We start from the raw sequence: 758 nt of genomic DNA, 5'->3' as shown, positions 1-758 counted from the left end.
GGCGGACGGGCCGCTCCCACGTCGCCGAGCACCTGCCCCGCGAACGATGCGGTGCCCTCCACCCCGGGACCGTCGGCGGTGAACCGCACGATGGACGCCTGGGTCTGGGACGAGACCAGCTCGCGGCCCAGATCGCGTGCCGCCGTCGCGTAGTCGTCGAGGACGCGACGGGCTGCCTCCGTGCGCCCGAGCGCCTCACCGACGCGCACGAACTGTTCTCTCCAGAACACCGGATCGGACCCGACCAGCACGGTGGGTGCGACAGCGCTCAGCGAGGTGTAGACGTCGGGAGCGGCGGAGGACCCGAGAATCACGTCCGGCTGCGCACGCTCGATCGCCGCGACGTCCGGAGCACCGGCAGCTCCCACGGCCGGCAACTCGCCGATCCCGGTGCCGAGATATTCCGGCCGTCCGGAGATCTCGGCGCTCGCTCCCACGACGCGCTCCCACAGACCCAGGGCGCACACCGCGTCGAGCGCCGCGGAGTCGAGGACGACGATGCGCTGCGGATCGGCGGGCACATCCGACCGGCCTGCGGTGTGCAGGACCGGCCGGGTGCCGTTGGTGGGCTGCCCCGGATCGAGCGGGGAGGGGAGCGGGCATGCGGTCGACGTGTCCCGGTCGATACCCACGACCGACGCTCCGGCGATACGCGTCGTGGTGCGCACGATCTCGGAGGCGTCGTCGTCGGGCGGGGTGGAGCACCCGGCGAGGGCTGTCGTCACCGCAGCGACGGCTGCGACGAGCACTGCTCGTGA

1 protein-coding gene is annotated in these 758 nt (G+C 72.8%); it reads right to left on the bottom strand.

Going from position 1 to position 758, the window contains the following annotated elements; genetic code table 11:
- On the bottom strand, positions 1 to 749 hold a 749-nt coding region (locus tag R1101_RS0124850; protein WP_016935812.1), incomplete at its 3' end, for an ABC transporter substrate-binding protein.
- Positions 750 to 758: the final 9 nt, after the last annotated feature.

The sequence above is a fragment of the Rhodococcus sp. R1101 genome, from assembly GCF_000278445.1.
Lineage (GTDB): Bacteria > Actinomycetota > Actinomycetes > Mycobacteriales > Mycobacteriaceae > Rhodococcus > Rhodococcus gordoniae.
The sequence above is the reverse complement of the archived record's forward strand: the minus strand, read 5'-3'. Positions and strand labels throughout refer to the sequence as shown.